The organism is Buchnera aphidicola (Thelaxes californica) (assembly GCF_005080825.1).
GTDB classification, from domain to species: Bacteria; Pseudomonadota; Gammaproteobacteria; order Enterobacterales; family Enterobacteriaceae; genus Buchnera_I; species Buchnera_I aphidicola_V.
The window spans coordinates 372,713-388,247 of the sequence record NZ_CP034852.1 but is presented as its reverse complement, the minus strand read 5'-3'; the positions used below and the strand labels follow the sequence as shown (position 1 = coordinate 388,247).

13 protein-coding genes are annotated in these 15,535 nt (G+C 21.2%); 3 read left to right on the top strand and 10 right to left on the bottom strand.

The window, feature by feature from the left end:
• Nucleotide 1: 1 nt before the first annotated feature.
• From corC to prfB, 6 genes are all read right to left on the bottom strand, one after another.
• A complete protein-coding gene (gene corC, locus D9V80_RS01735; RefSeq protein WP_158353628.1) occupies nucleotides 2-883 on the bottom strand; it encodes a CNNM family magnesium/cobalt transport protein CorC in 882 nt (293 codons plus the stop codon).
• Between the two features lie 86 nt (nucleotides 884-969).
• Nucleotides 970-1,410, bottom strand: a complete 441-nt coding sequence (gene ybeY / locus D9V80_RS01730; protein ID WP_261978556.1) for an rRNA maturation RNase YbeY — start codon at nucleotides 1,408-1,410, stop codon at nucleotides 970-972.
• Nucleotides 1,411-1,445: 35 nt separating this feature from the next.
• Nucleotides 1,446-2,777 carry a tRNA (N6-isopentenyl adenosine(37)-C2)-methylthiotransferase MiaB gene (miaB, locus tag D9V80_RS01725; RefSeq protein ID WP_158353625.1) on the bottom strand — a complete coding sequence of 444 codons (1,332 nt, stop codon included), beginning with the start codon at nucleotides 2,775-2,777 and terminating at the stop codon, nucleotides 1,446-1,448.
• 762 nt (nucleotides 2,778-3,539) lie between these two features.
• Nucleotides 3,540-4,781: a diaminopimelate decarboxylase gene (gene lysA, locus D9V80_RS01720; protein ID WP_158353623.1), complete on the bottom strand. Its 1,242-nt coding sequence runs from the start codon at nucleotides 4,779-4,781 to the stop codon at nucleotides 3,540-3,542.
• Nucleotides 4,782-4,877: 96 nt separating this feature from the next.
• On the bottom strand, nucleotides 4,878-6,401 hold the full coding sequence (lysS, locus tag D9V80_RS01715) for a lysine--tRNA ligase (RefSeq protein WP_158353620.1): 1,524 nt from the start codon (nucleotides 6,399-6,401) through the stop codon (nucleotides 4,878-4,880).
• 13 nt (nucleotides 6,402-6,414) lie between these two features.
• Nucleotides 6,415-7,498 (bottom strand): peptide chain release factor 2 gene (gene prfB, locus D9V80_RS01710; protein ID WP_410051797.1). Its coding sequence is split into 2 segments (ribosomal slippage): nucleotides 6,415-7,425 and nucleotides 7,427-7,498, totalling 1,083 coding nucleotides; the frame shifts between segments, so codons are not numbered across the junction.
• 163 nt (nucleotides 7,499-7,661) lie between these two features.
• Between prfB and D9V80_RS01705 the strand changes: the two genes are divergently transcribed.
• Together D9V80_RS01705 and gmk are read left to right on the top strand one after the other, a co-directional pair.
• The gene (locus D9V80_RS01705) at nucleotides 7,662-8,621 is read left to right on the top strand and encodes a hypothetical protein (protein WP_158353618.1); all 960 of its coding nucleotides are present in this window, start codon (nucleotides 7,662-7,664) and stop codon (nucleotides 8,619-8,621) included.
• A 73-nt stretch (nucleotides 8,622-8,694) separates the two neighbouring features.
• Nucleotides 8,695-9,318 (top strand): guanylate kinase, encoded by a 624-nt coding sequence (gmk, locus tag D9V80_RS01700; RefSeq protein WP_158353911.1) that lies wholly within the window; start codon nucleotides 8,695-8,697, stop codon nucleotides 9,316-9,318.
• 113 nt (nucleotides 9,319-9,431) lie between these two features.
• On the opposite strand, the gene typA is transcribed toward gmk, so the two are convergent.
• Nucleotides 9,432-11,252, bottom strand: coding sequence for a translational GTPase TypA (typA, locus tag D9V80_RS01695; RefSeq protein ID WP_158353615.1), 1,821 nt, complete (start codon nucleotides 11,250-11,252; stop codon nucleotides 9,432-9,434).
• 214 nt (nucleotides 11,253-11,466) lie between these two features.
• Between typA and yihA the strand changes: the two genes are divergently transcribed.
• Nucleotides 11,467-12,066, top strand: a complete 600-nt coding sequence (gene yihA, locus D9V80_RS01690; protein ID WP_187306485.1) for a ribosome biogenesis GTP-binding protein YihA/YsxC — start codon at nucleotides 11,467-11,469, stop codon at nucleotides 12,064-12,066.
• A 16-nt stretch (nucleotides 12,067-12,082) separates the two neighbouring features.
• On the opposite strand, the gene D9V80_RS01685 is transcribed toward yihA, so the two are convergent.
• The 3 genes from D9V80_RS01685 to D9V80_RS01675 form a co-directional block, all read right to left on the bottom strand.
• Complete coding sequence (locus tag D9V80_RS01685; protein ID WP_158353611.1) at nucleotides 12,083-13,636, bottom strand: DNA polymerase; 1,554 nt, start codon at nucleotides 13,634-13,636, stop codon at nucleotides 12,083-12,085.
• A 241-nt stretch (nucleotides 13,637-13,877) separates the two neighbouring features.
• Nucleotides 13,878-14,795 (bottom strand): 5'-3' exonuclease H3TH domain-containing protein, encoded by a 918-nt coding sequence (locus tag D9V80_RS01680; RefSeq protein WP_158353609.1) that lies wholly within the window; start codon nucleotides 14,793-14,795, stop codon nucleotides 13,878-13,880.
• A gap of 79 nt (nucleotides 14,796-14,874) precedes the next feature.
• A complete protein-coding gene (locus D9V80_RS01675) occupies nucleotides 14,875-15,516 on the bottom strand; it encodes a DsbA family protein (RefSeq protein ID WP_158353607.1) in 642 nt (213 codons plus the stop codon).
• Nucleotides 15,517-15,535: the final 19 nt, after the last annotated feature.

The window sequence follows — 15,535 nt, the reverse complement described above, 5'->3', positions numbered from 1 at the left end:
TCTATTTTTTATGGTTATGTAATACTTTTAATTGTAATTGAACTATTCTTCTACTATTTACTATCATAATTTTAAATTGAAAATTATGAATAGTAATGATTTCATTGTTTTTTGGAAGTTTTCCAAATGCTTGCATAATTAAACCACCCACAGTGTCAATTTGTTGATTTCCAAAAGAAGTGTGAAATTTTTCATTAAATTCTTTAATTTCAGTTAATGCGCTAATATGAAATGTATTACTATTCATTGGTTTAATATTTAATTCGTTTTTTTTATCATATTCATCGTCAATTTTTCCTACTATTAATTCTAAAATGTCTTCGATAGTTATTAATCCGGATACTGCACCAAATTCATCTATTACTACTGCCATATGGTGACGTCTTAACTGAAATTCTTTTAACATACTGTCTACATTTTTACTGTCTGGTACAATGACAGCTGGTCGTAACATCTTTTCTATAAAAAAATTTTCTGTGTTGTTTCTCATAAAAGATAATAAATCTTTTGCTATTAAAAAACCTTTTACATAATTTTTATCAGCGTTCATTACTGGAAATCTAGAATGTGAAGATTGAATAATAATATCTAAACATTGATTTAAAGTATAATTTGCTTCTAATGTAATCATTTGAGATCTTGGAACCATAATTTCTTTTACACATTGTTTAGTTATATCAATAATACCTTCTAACATATCTTTAATTTCTGGATCTATATATTTGTTTTGTTGTGCATCTTTAATTAAATCAAATAAATTTTTTTTATTTTTTTTTTTATTATAAAACAGTTGTTTTATTAAAACAGAAAAAAAATTTTTTTTATCTTTTTTATTTTTTTTCTGTTTTTTATTTTTAATATTTTTTGAACGAATAACATCCATGATTTTTAAATATAAATCTCTATTTAATGTTAAAGGTATGTTTATTATATATAAACATTGTATTTTTATATATCAGTAAATTATATTTAATAAGGAGTTTGGTATCCTAATATATTTAATATTTCATTTTCTTTTTTTTTCATTTTTTCAAAGTTAATATTTGTGTTATGTGTATATCCTTGTAAATGTAGTGCTCCATGAATACTGATATATGCCCAATGAGCATCTAAGTTTTTTTTTTGTTTTTTTGCTTCATTAAAAATTTTTTCGCTACATATTATTAAATCTCCTGAAAATATTTTTTTTTTACTCATAATAATATTATATGAAAAAGATAATATATTAGTTATTTTATTTATTTTTCTATATTTTTTATTTAATGTTTTAATTTCACAAGCATTCACAATACGTATTGTAATAAAATTTTGTTTTTTATTTTTATAAGCAGGTTTAAGCCACATTAAAAATTTTTTTTTAGAAGGAATATAATAAGCAGTATAAACTTTTTGTAATGTAATATTTAACATATTTTTTATTTATTTTATTGTTTGATTATTAAACGTTAATATATGAATTGTCTGAAAATTGGTGTTCCTTCTAGTTGGTAATGACTAATTTTTGTTATTTTAACAGGGATAATTTTCCCAATCATATTATAAAAACCTGAAAAATTTACAATTCTGTTATTTTCAGTTTTACCTGATAATTTTATTGGATCTTTTTTTGAAGGTCCTTCTACTAAAACCATTGTTGTAGTATTTAACATCTTTTGACTCCATTTTAGCGTTTGTTGATTAATAATATTTTGTAACGATTGAAGTCGTTTTTTTTTTTCTTGAATACTGATATTATCTTCTAATTTTATAGCGGGTGTTCCTGGTCTAGGGGAATATAAAAAACTATAACTCATATCAAAATTAATCTCTTCAATCAACTGAATGGTTTTTTCAAAATCTTTTTGAGTTTCTCCCGGAAAACCTACTATAAAATCTGAACTAAATTGCATATCTTTTCGAACCAATAAAATTTTTTGAATAATTTCTTTATATTGCTGAATAGTATATTTTCTTTTCATTAATTTTAAAATTCTATTTGAACCACTTTGTACTGGTAAATGTAAAAAATTTACTAGTTTTTTGTTATATTTATATACTTCTATTATATCTTCTGTAAAATCAATAGGATGACTTGTAATAAATCGTATACGATGGATTTTTTTTATTTCAGAAATTAAAAATAATAATTTTGCAAAAGTAACAGTATTTTCCTTTTCTCGGTATACATAAGAATTAACATTTTGTCCTAATAAAATAACTTCTTTTGCTCCATGTTCTGCAGCTATTATAATTTCTTTTAAAATATCTTTATAAAAACGATGTATTTCACGTCCTCTAGTATAGGGAACAATACAAAAAGAACAAAATTTATTACAACCTTCCATAATAGAAATAATTTTAGTAATTTTTTTTTTGTCTTGTGGAATAATATAATCAAATTTATCTATTTTTTTTGATTTGGTATCTATAATAATTTTTTTTTTTTTGATTTGTTGTAACATAAAAGGTAATTTATGTAGTGTTAAAGGACCAAAAATTATATCAATATAATTAGCTCTTTGATACATTTTTTTTCCTTCTTGTGTAGCAACACAACCTCCTACTGCAATGACAATTTTTGGATTTTCACATTTTAATTTTTTCCATCTTCCCAGTTGATCAAATACTTTTTCTTGTGCTTTTTTTCGAATAGAACAAGTATTTAAAATTAAAATATCAGCTTCTTTTTCAGAATATACTAATAAAAAATTATTTTCTTTATTAAGTAAATTACTAATAATAGAGGTGTCATATTCATTCATTTGACAACCCCATGTTTTTATAAAAAATTTTTTCATATTTTTGACTTATATTTGTATATAATTTTAAAAAAAAGATTTGAAGAAAAAATATATTTTATCAACATTTAATACTAGATTATTTAATACAAAAAAATTTTTTTATATTTAACAAAATAATTTTTTTTATATCATATTATGATTATTGTTACACTAATAATATTTCTTTTTTTAATAAATGAAAGAATAAATTGATAATTGAATTTTTATTAATAATATTTTTTAAAATGAAATTTTGTAATTGTAATTTAATACATTTTTTTTTGTAAATAATTATATTTTAAAATATAGTTAATAAAAAGAATTTGCTTTGATTTATTATGGATATTTAAAATAATGTAAAAATATTTGTTTTTAAAAAATAAATATTAATATTTTAAAATATATTAATAATTATTCAGTGTAATAAATATTACATAAAAATATTTTTGATAATTTTTTTGTTTTTTTTAAATTTTTTAAAAAATTGTTATAATAATTAATTATGATATTTTTTAAAAATTGTATTTATTTATTAATATATATTAATGATAAATGATATATATTTTTTTAAAATAAAAGTATCAAATATTATAGAAATAAATATGTATTTTCAAAAAAAATATATTAAATATTATATATAAACAATGATGTATTATGTTGTATAATTCAATATTGAATATTATTTAAAAAAATATTTTTTGTTATGTTTGAATATAATTTTTAAAATACATATAGATGTATATCTATAATTTATAGTAATAAATATTGATTTTTTTTTCATCAATTTATTTCTAATTGGATTAAATCTTCTATTTTTTGTTTTCTTCTTATTATCATAAATTTTTTATTTTGAAATAAAAATTCAGATATTAATGGTCTACTGTTATAGTTAGATGACATAGAAGATCCATATGCTCCTACTTGATGAAATATTAAGTAATCTCCTATTTTAATTTCAGGTAATTTTCTTGTAATAATATCTCCTTTACTATTTTGAGTAAAAATATCTCCGGATTCACATAAAGGTCCTCCTATTACTGTTTCAATTAAATTATGTGTATTAATTATTCTATGATCATGTGGAATAATTGAAATTTCATGATAACTACCATATATTACTGGTCGCATAAGATCATTAAAACCTGCGTCAGTTAATACAAAAGTATGTGTATTTGTTTTTTTGATTACATATACTGTACATATTAATATTCCTGATTCAGCTACTAAAAATCTTCCAGGTTCTATTTCTAAAGTAACAGGATATTTTAAATATTTTTCAATTTTTTTTTTAGTATTACTCCATTCTTGAAAATAATGTTCAATATCGATTTGTTGGTCTTTTTTTCGATAAGGAATAGATAATCCTCCTCCTGCAGAGATATGAGAAATATTTTTTTTGATTTTTAAAACATTTTGATACATTGCTTTACATACTTTTTTTAAATGTGTATAGTTAACTCCAGATCCTATATGCATATGTATTCCGATTAATTGGAAGTTATATTTTTTTATAGCATTTAAGGCTAACAAAGGTTGTAATATTCCATGTTTACTATTATCACCTCCTGTATTAGTTTTTTTATTATGACCATCTCCAAATCCTGGATTAATTCTTAACCATATTTGATGTGTTGGAGATACTTTTCCTAATTTATGAATCATATCTATAGAGCCAATATTTACTGGAATATTAAATTTAGTTACTGTTAATAAAGTTTCATTATCAAGTATATCAGAAGTAAATACTATATCTCCATTATCAGGATGAAATCCTGAAAATAATGCTCTTTTTATTTCTCCATTAGATACAGCATCTATTTTCACATTATTTTTTTTCATTATTTTTAATATATTGATATTTGAACATGCTTTTTGAGCAAATCTAATCACATCAAATTTTTGTAACATTTGAATTTTATTTATAATAATATTATGATCATATACCCAAAAAGGTGTATTATTTTTTTTTATAAAATTATAAATATCTTGATAAGAAAAAGTATAATTGAAAGAATTAAACATAAGTTCCTATTTTTAATTAACAATATATGTTATATATAATTTTTATACATATTTATATATAAATTATATATTAAATAATATAATTTATATATAAAATTATAATTCAAAAGATCTTAATGCTGGAAATAATATGACATCACGAATATTTTTACTATTAGTTAATAACATTACTAAGCGATCAATTCCTATTCCTAAACCAGCCGTAGGAGGTAATCCATATTTAAGAGCAGTAACATATTCGTGATCATAAAAATTATGTGTCTCATAGTTTTTAGTAGTTTTATTTTTTAGTTGTTTTTTAAATCTTATTTTTTGATCTTCAAAATCATTTAATTCAGAAAATCCATTAGCTATTTCCATTCCGTGAATAAATAGTTCAAAACGTTCTGTGATTTTATGATTGTTATTAGTTTTTCTAGATAATGGAGATACATCGATAGGATATTCAGTAATGAAAGTTGGTTGTATAATTTTTTTTTCGGTGTTTTTTTCAAATATTTCTATTTGAATTTTTTCTATAGACCATGTAGGTTCTATATTTATATCTAAAGTAGATGCAATTTTTTTAATTGATTTAAGGTTATCTAATTCTGATACGTGAATTTCAGGATTAAATTTTAAAATAGCATTTTTAATGGATAATTTTTCAAATTTTTCATTAAAATTGAATGAATAATCTTGATAATTAACAACATCTGTTTTATTAATCTTCAGTGCTATATTTTTAAATAATACTTCTATGAGTCTCATCATATCTTTATATGTAGCATATGATTGATATATTTCCATCATAGTAAATTCTGGGTTATGTTTATTCGAAATCCCTTCATTTCTAAAACTTCGATTTATTTCAAAAATACGACTAAAACCTCCAATAATTAATCTTTTTAAATATAATTCTGGTGATATTCTTAAATACATTTTTTTGTTTAATACGTTATGGTAAGTTGAAAAAGGACGTGCATTAGCTCCACCTGGTATGTTATGTAACATTGGTGTTTCAACTTCTAAAAAATTTTTTTGTATCATAAATTTTCGAATAAATTGAATAATTTGAAATCTTTTTTCAAATATTTTAAATTGATCATCGTTAGCAATTAAATCGATGTATCTTTTTCTATATTTAATTTCTTTATTTATTAATCCGTGAAATTTATCAGGTAAAGGGTATATAGATTTATTTAAAAGAATTAATGTAGTACACCGAATAGTAAGTTCATTAGTATTTGTTTTAAATAAAATACCTTCTGCTCCGATAATATCTCCAATGTCCCAGTTATTAATATAATCTTGATATAAATTTAATGATATTGTTTCTTCTTTTAAATATAATTGTATGGTATATCTTATATCTTTAATTGTAAAAAAAGATGCTTTACCCATAATTCTTTTATTAATAATTCTTCCAGCAATTTTTACAAAAATTTTTATATTTTCAAGTTGTTGTTTATTTAAAAAATTATATTTTTTTTGTATAATTTTAGTAGTGAAATTAGGTTGAAAATTATTAGGAAAAATAAATCCTTTTTGTTTCATAATATTCAATTTTTTTTTTCTTTCGTTATATTCTGTTTGAACATTTTTATTTTCAGAAAAAAATGTTTTTTTTATATCACGCATTTAAATAAAGTCCTCATAATCCCATTTTTAAGCTAGCTTCAATAAAATGATCTAAATCACCATTTAATATTTCTTGAATGTTTGTTTTTTCTATTCCAGTTCTTAAATCTTTAATTCGAGCATCATCTAAAATATACGAACGTATTTGATTACCCCATCTTATTTTATGTTTTAATTGTTCTTTTTTTTTTTGTTCAGTTTTTTTTTTTTGGATTTGTAATTCATGTAATTTAGAAACTAATTGTTTTAATGCTTGATTTTTATTTTTATGTTGAGATCGATCACTTTGTGATTGTGTGACTATTCCTGTTGGAATATGAGTTACTCTCACTGCTGATTCAGTGGTATTTACATGTTGTCCTCCTGCTCCAGAAGATCGGTAAAAATCTATTCTTAAATCATTAGATTGAATTTTAATTTCATGAGATTTTTTTATTTCAGGATATACAAAAATTGAACAAAAAGATGTATGTCTTTTTTTATTATTATTAAAAGGACTTGGTCGTACTAATCTATGTATTCCCGTTTCAGTACGCAACCAACCATATGCATATTTACCGGAAACATGTACTGTAGCAGATTTAATTCCTATATTATCTCCTTCTGATTCATGTATAATCGCAACTTTAAACTCTTTTTTATGTAACCATTTTAAATACATACGTAATAACATTTTTGCCCAATTTTGTGCATCTAATCCTCCAGACCCAGATTGTATATCTATATAACAATTAAGTTTATCGTTTTTTTGAGATAACATTGTATATAAAGTAAGATTTTGAATTTTTTGTTTCAGTTCTGTTATTAAAATATGAATTGAATATATATTTTTTTTATCATTCTCTCTAAGCAATATTTTTATTTTTTTTATTTTTTTATCAATATCTTTTATTTTTAAAATAATTGTTTCAATCTCTTTGTTTTCTTTATATAATTGAGTAGTAATTAGAATATTTTTCCAATTTTGAGTGTTTGACAGTAGTAAATGAATTTCTTTTAATCTATTTTTTTTTTTGTCATATTCAAAGATTCCTCTTTAAAATGATAAATTTTTCATATAATTTTTGTATTAGTTTAAATTCTTTTTGCTCTATCATCATATATTATTCCATGAATGTAAATTTTATTTATGTTATTAATATAATATTATTAAAAAAAAAAGTATACCAATAATTATTTTATGTATTCTTTCTTTATGGTTAATAATGTATTGTTAATTATATTTTAAAAAATCATAAAATATATCAGAAAAAAATAAAAATGAAAAAAAAATTATTGTTTAATAATATTTTCTTAACAGATTGGACGTGTATTTCAGTACAAGGAGTGGATGCAGCATGTTTTTTGCAAAATATGTTCTCAATTAATATAAATAATGTCAAAAAAAATGAATATGCAATTGGTTCTCATTGTAATGTTCATGGAAAATTATTAAGTATTTTTATTATTTTTCATTATAAAACAGGTTATGCTTATATACAAAGAAGTAGCGTAACACAATATCAAATAAGTGAATTGAAAAAATGTTCAATTTTTTATAATTTAAGTATTATTGAATTAAATCAATATATATTATTAGGTATAAAAGGAAATTCTATACAACAATATTTTAATTTTAATTCAACAATGTTTTTTAAAAAAAATAATATTATTACTTCTTGTCAAGAAGGATTAATATTTAATTTAGATATAATAAAAAAAAGATTTTTGGTTTTATTAAAAAAAGAATATATAAAATATATACAAAATACATATCATTTACTAAAAAAAGTATGTTCAAATAACATATGGTTAAGTTTAGATATTCAGTCCGGAATTCCAATTATAGATCAAAACAATTATGCTAAAATTATAGCTTTAAATACTAATTTAGTAAAATTAAAAGGAATTGATTTTAAAAAAGGATGTTATTATGGACAAGAAGCTATAGCTCGATTGTATTTTAAGGGAAAAATTAAATATTCTTTATATTGGTTAATATCTACTTCTTCTGGTTCTTTTGACATAGAATTAACAAATTTTTTTCAATTTCAAGGATCTTATATAGAAATTCAAAGAGATAATGATTGGTTAATTATTGGAACAATATTATCGGTTTCTCAAACATTAAAAAAAGAAATATGGGTACAATGCATTTTGCGAAAAAACTTAGATCATTTGAATAATCTTAGAATACAAGGTGTTTCAAATATTTTTTTTAAAATAAAAAAAGAATTTTAATATTTTGTTTAAAAAAAAATTTTATTTTATAATCCATGTAAACTTTTAAAAAAATTTATATAATATCAGTATGATAAAATCTGGAATTTGTTTTATAATTTCAGCTCCTAGTGGAGCAGGAAAATCTAGTTTAATTCGATCTTTTTTATCTACAAAATATGGTTTAAATTCAACAGTATCTGTTTCGTATACTACGCGTAAAATTAGAAATGGGGAAAAAGAAGGTAAACATTATTATTTTATTTCTAAAAAAAAATTTGAAAACATGATAAAGAAAAATCTTTTTTTAGAATATGCAACAGTATTTAATCATTATTATGGAACATCACGTGTATTAACTGAAACAGTGTTAAAACAAGGAAAAGATGTTTTTTTAGATATTGATTGGCAAGGTGCTCAACAAGTAAGAAACATTTTTTCTCCAGTAGTTAGCATATTTATATTTCCTCCATCAAAAAAAGAATTATATCAACGATTAAAAAAAAGAGGTCAAAATACAACAATAGATATTGAAAATAGAATGAAAAAGTCAGTTTTGGAAATGAATCATTATAATGAATATGATTATATCATTATTAATGATGATTTTTATCAAGCTATATCAGATTTAAAAAGTATTGTTATTTCTTATCGTTTATCTTTACATTATCAACAATGGAAAAAATATCATTTTATTCAATCTTTAATTTGTAAATAACATTGATTATGTATTTTACTATTATAAAAATTATTTTTGTTTAAAAAGGATAGATATAATCTATCCAAATAATTTTTATAAATGTATTTAATTTAAATATTTTTTGATATATATTAATTTTTTATGTTTCTTCCAAATTTTTTTCTTTGTGTTTCTGTTAAATAACGTTTTCTTAATCTAATAGCTTTAGGAGTTACTTCAATTAATTCATCATCATTAATAAATCCTATTGCTTGCTCTAAACTCATTTTTAAAGGAGGTGTTAAAATAATTGCTTCGTCTGATCCTGATGCTCTCATATTTGTTAATTTTTTTCCAGTTAAACAATTAACTGTTAAATCGTTATTTCTATTGTGTATACCTATAATTTGTCCTTCATATACTTTTTCTCCATGAATTACAAATAATTTTCCTCTGTCTTGCAAATGAAATAAAGCAAATGATACTACATGTCCTTGTTTATTAGAAATTAATACTCCATTTTTTCTTTGACCAATTGTATTAGATTGCATAGTATCATAGTGACTAAAAGCTGAGAAAAATAATCCTGTTCCTGAAGTAAGAGTTAAAAAATCATTTCTGAAACCTATTAGTGAACGACTTGAAAGAATATAATTCATACGTACTCTTCCATTGTTTTCAGGAAATATATCTGTAATTTTTCCTTTTCTATTACCTAATAGTTGCATTAAAGTTCCTTGATGTTCTGATAATATGTCTAAAGTAACATTTTCATAAGGTTCTTGTTCTAATTCATTTTTTTTTTTGAAAATAACATTAGGTCTCGAAACTTCCATTTCAAATCCTTCTCTTCTCATATTTTCAATTAATATTGATAAATGTAATTCTCCTCTTCCTGATATACAAAAAGTATTTGCATTTTTTGTTTCTTCAACTTTTAAAGCAATATTATGTTTAGCTTCTTTGTGTAATCGATTATAAATTTGTCGAGAAGTGATAAATTTTCCTTCAATTCCACAAAAAGGTGATGTATTAACTGATATAAACATTTTTACTGTAGGTTTATCAATATTTAGTTTTGGTAATGCTTCAATATTTTCATTATCACAAATCGTATCAGAAATATTAATTACATCAGGTCCAGCTATTCCTACTATTTCTCCTGCTTGAGCAACAGCAGTTTCTTTACGTTCTAATCCTACATACGTTAAAATTTTATTAATTTTACCACTAGAAATTTGATTCATAGTATTTATAATTTTGACATTTTGATTAATTAAAATTTTTCCCTCTTGAATTTTACCTATCCCGATAGTTCCTAAATAGTTATCATAATCTAGTTGTGATACTTGCATTTTTAAATGCCCGTTAATGTGAACATTAGGAGCTGGAGCATACTTTATTATTGTTTCAAATAAAGGATCCATATTTTTTTTCATATCATTTATCTGGATTCCTGAAATTCCTTGAATTGCAGAAGTATATACTACTGGAAAATCTAGTTGCATATCATTAGCATCTAAACTGATAAATAAATCTAAAATTTGATCTAACACCCATTCAGGACGTGCATTTTCTCTATCAATTTTATTAATTATAACAATAGGTTGTATATTATAGTTAAATGCTTTTTGTGTCACAAAACGAGTTTGAGGCATAGGACCATCTATAGCATCCACAATTAATAATACTGAATCAACCATAGACATTACTCTTTCGACTTCTCCTCCAAAATCTGCATGTCCAGGAGTATCAATAATATTAATTTTATATTGTTTCCAAAATAAAGATGCATGTTTAGATAAAATTGTGATGCCTCTTTCTTTTTCTAAGATGTTAGAGTCCATTACTCTATTTAATTGATGTTTTTGATGTTTTAAATTTTTAGATTGTTCTAATAATTTATCTACTAATGTTGTTTTTCCATGATCTACATGAGCAATGATTGCTATATTTCTTAATTCTAAATTCATATAATAAAGCCTTATGTATTTTATTTTTTTAATAAATATTCAAAACAATTATCATTCTTAATTTGTATAAAATGATGTCATTATAATAAATATGTAATATAGTATTTAAATTATGATATTTTTTTTTGATAAATTAGATTAGTATTATTTTAATTCATTTTGTTGTAAAAATTTTTTTAATATAATGATATTACTATTAATAATAAGGATATGTATGATATTTAATAGTTATACATCAACTATTTTTTCTACAAGTATTACTTGTATGAATCAACTTAAGTGTGATAATAACATTGAAATTGCTTTTATAGGTTATTCAAATGTTGGAAAATCCAGCATGATCAATTTTTTAACGAATCAACATAAATTAGCACGAGTTAGTAAGACTCCAGGTAGTACACGTACAATTAATTTTTTTAAAATTGCTAAAAAAAAATATTTAGTAGATTTACCAGGATATGGTTACTCAAACTTTTCTCAAAATTTAAAAAATACTTTAAAAAAATTGATAATAAAATATTTAATATATAGGAAATCATTAAAAGCAGTAGTACTGTTAGTAGATATTCGACGTTCTTTTAGAAAAGAAGATTATACAATAATAAACATATTAAATAAAAAAAATCTTCCAATATTAATAACATTAACTAAATCAGATAAGTTTTCTAAATCTATACGAGAAAGAAAAATGTTTAAGATTAAAAAAGAATGTTTATTAATACATAAAAAAGTTTCTGTAATTTTATTTTCATCTACATTACATCTTGGAATATTTGATGTAAAAAATTTTTTATCGACATATTATAATACATAAATATTTATATTATCAATTATACAATTTGAGTATTATTAGCTTCATTCCAATTTTTTCCTATTCCTATATGTACTAGTAAAGGAATATCAAGTGTAGTTATATTTTCCATAATTGTACGGATGTTATTTGTTGTTGTTTTTATATGTTGTGTTTTAATTTCGAATATTAATTCATCATGTACTTGAATAATCATTTTTCCTTGTTCAAATTTATTTAAATATAAATATTTATGTATTTTAATCATGGCTTTTTTAATTATATCAGCTGTTGTTCCTTGCATTGGAGCATTTATACATGCTCTTTCTGCTGCTTTTCTAATGTTAGAATTTTTAGAATTAATGTTAGGTATATAAATTTTTCTTCCAAATAAAGTTTTTACATATCCTTTCTTGGAAGTGTAATCGAGGGTTTTTTGAATAAAATTTAAAATTCCATGATATTTTTCAAAATACATATGAATATATTGTTTTGCTTGATAAATTGTTATATTTAATTTTTTTGATAAACCAAAAGGAGTAATGCCATAAATTAAAGAAAAGTTTATTGTTTTTGCAATTTGACGTTGTTGTATAGTAACTTGATGTATTTCAATATTAAAAATATTTGATGCTGTTGCATTATGTACATCAATATTTTTTCGAAAAGATTTAATTAAATTTTGATCTTTTGAAAAATGTGCTAATATACGTAATTCAATTTGAGAATAATCTACAGTTACAATAACATGATCATGAGGAGCTATAAAAGCTTCTCTAATTTTTTCTGCTTCTAATGTTTTTTTTGGAATATTTTGAAGATTAGGGTAAAAAGAAGTTAATCTACCGGTTGTAGTAGAATGTTGATGGTAGGAAGTATGTATTCTTCCTGTTTTTTTATTAATCATTGTTATTAATTTATCAAGATAATTAGATTTTAATTTATATAATTTTCGATATTCCAAAATTATTTTTGGTAAAATATATTTTTCAGACAGTCTTTGTAATACTGCTTCATTAATAGAATTTTTACCTGTAGGAGTTTTGGTAATGGTTTTATATTTAAGTTTATTAAATAAAATAATTCTTGTTTGTTCATTAGATAAAATATTAAATTTTTCATTAGCTAATTTATAAGCGTTGTTTTTTAATATTTTTAATTTATTTTGTATATTGTGTGATTGTATTTTTAATTTTTCTTTATTTAACAGTACTCCATTATTTTCCATTATATATAATATTTTCGTTATTGGTTTTTCAATATCATATAAAATTGAATGTAATTTTATTTCTTTTTTAAAATATTTCTTATTTTCTTGATGTGTTTGAAAAATACAATGAGAAGTATCTTTAATATTTATTTTAAAATTACCAAGATGTTTTTTATTTGTTTTTAATAAAAAATGTTCATATAACATTAATTCTTGATGAATTTGTTCAATACAATGATTAATTTTGATTAATCCTTTTAATACATAGTTTTCTAATAAAATATCATGAGTATTATCTGATAATTTAATATTATATTGTTGTAAAATTTTATATTGTAATTTTACATTATAAGTAATTTTTGTTATTTTTTTATTTTCAAACACTTTTTTAAAAACTTTTAATTCTATTTTTTGACTGATCAGTTGATTAAAGTGATTATTGTCTTTTTTAAATTTAATGTAAATAGTTGTGTTTTTATTTATTGTGAAATTAATGCATGTAATTTTTTTTTTTTATTAATTTGTATAATAAATGCAATTATTTTGGCATTAAGAATAACATCTATCCAACTTTTTTTTTTTATATTAAACATATTATTGTTGATTATTCCTATAATTTTTATAGTTAAACTTTTATATTTTCTATATATCGTATTAATCCAAAATTGTTGTTTATATCTATTAACCAAGATTTAAATTGATATTGTTTGAAAAATAAATTTAATAGTTTTATATTTGGGGTTATACAATTTAATTCGTTCCATTTTTTTTCGATATTGATTTTATTGTTAATTGTAACTAATTTTAAAGATAAAAAAGCTGTTTTTTTTTGTTCTTTCAAATTTTTTATTATATTTAATGTTCCTCTAATATTCATATTTTTTATTATATTTATATTTTCATACAATATATTAATTGTATTAAATTTTTTGATTAAAATAGTAGCAATTTTTTTTCCTATTCCATAAATTCCAGGTATGTTGTCCGACTTATCTCCCATTAATGCTGATACATGTGGTAAATATTGAGGAAGTATTTCATATTTTTTTTTAATTTCTTGAATTCCAATAATTTTCATTTTGTTATTAATTCTTATAACATTTTTATTAATTAATTGGTTCATATCATTATCATTACTACATATTAATATTGTTTCATTTTTTTTGGATCCTAAATGTGTTAATGTTCCTATTATATCATCTGCTTCAACATGAGGAAGAGTAATTATTGGAATTCCCATAGCTAAAATAATTGATTTTAGAGGAATTATTTGCTGTTGTAATAATGATGGCATTTTATTTCTATTACTTTTGTAATCGCTAAATAACGTATGTCGAAAAGTTGGCAAAGGAGTATCAAATACTATAATGATTTTTTTTGGTTGAAAATTTAATATTAAGGTTTTTATTTTTTTTAAAAATCCATATATTGCACCACAATTTTCTCCTTTGTCATTTTTTAATAAAGGATAAGCATAATAAGATTGATAAAAATAAACATGACCATCAATGATTAATACTTTTTTTTTATGATTATTAATCAAAATATTTTTCCTTTTTAAAAAAAAATTATTTATAGAATATATAAAACAATATTGTTTATAATGTTAGTTTTTTATATTATTAATTAATAATTGATTTTTTTATTATTGAATTGATTTGTCGAAAATATTGATTTAATAAATCACTTTTTATAATATATGATTGAAATGGAAAATTAATTAAATATTTTTCATAAATTAATATTGCAGGAATATCTGTGATTGGTAAATTTTTTATTTCTTGTTCATTTTTTTTAATTAATATTTCTACAGTAATACTATTCCAATATGAATCATATATTTCAGAAGATATATGAGCAGATTCTATAAACACTTTTTTTAATGTTGCATAATCATAAATAGTATTTAATTCTTGTATACCTAAAAATATTGGTTTTTTTATTTTTTCTTGTATGTGTAATAATTTTGCTATTATCCAAGCTTTATTTAACATTAATCCTAATTTACTTTTGTTAAAATCAATATGATAATATTGGATTTGAATTTTATTTTTTTTAGCATTTTCTAATATTTCATTTAATATATCATTTGTTTCAAGTATATAGCAATGAGGACAAAAAAAAGAGAAAAAAATTTTTATAGAATTATTATTAATTTTTTTTTGTTGTAAGAAAATGACGTTGTTTTCTTTTTCCATCTCTTGACACATAGCATGTTGGTAAAAAAATATACATATAAATACGATTAAAAAAAATTTTTTCATAACAGTTTTTTGTTTAATT